This is a genomic window from Bradyrhizobium sp. NBAIM08 (assembly GCF_020193935.1).
In the GTDB taxonomy this organism is placed as follows: Bacteria; Pseudomonadota; Alphaproteobacteria; order Rhizobiales; family Xanthobacteraceae; genus Bradyrhizobium; species Bradyrhizobium yuanmingense.
This window is the reverse complement of the sequence record NZ_JADYVR010001383.1, coordinates 1-380: the sequence shown is the minus strand read 5'-3', so window position 1 is coordinate 380 and position 380 is coordinate 1. Positions and strand designations below refer to the sequence as shown.

At 68.4% G+C, this 380-nt stretch carries 1 protein-coding gene; it reads left to right on the top strand.

Going from position 1 to position 380, the window contains the following annotated elements; genetic code table 11:
- Window positions 1-47: 47 nt before the first annotated feature.
- On the top strand, window positions 48-380 hold a 333-nt coding region (locus I6F37_RS45040; RefSeq protein WP_368736851.1), incomplete at its 3' end, for an acyltransferase family protein.

The window sequence follows — 380 nt, the reverse complement described above, 5'->3', positions numbered from 1 at the left end:
CCGATGGGCTGCGCGGGTCGCCGACGGCGGCGTTCCGCCCGAGGCCCGTGCAATATCTCGGCGACATCTCCTACTCCGTCTATCTCTGGCACTGGCCGATGATCATCATCGCGCCTTTCGCTCTGGGCGAGACGGTGTTCTGGCCGGTCAAAGTCCTCATGGTCGGCATCACCATTGTGCTGGCCGGGCTGACGAAGACATACGTCGAGGATCGCCTGCGCGGCAAGCGCGGGCTCGTGCGGACCCTGCCGCGCACCTATGCGATGGGTGCGGCCTGCATCGCCGTCGTGCTCGCCTTTTCCGGGGCGATCGCGGTGCAGCAGCGGTACGCCGAGGGCCAAGAGGCCGAGCGCGTCGTCGCCGCCGCGTCGGGAGACTGC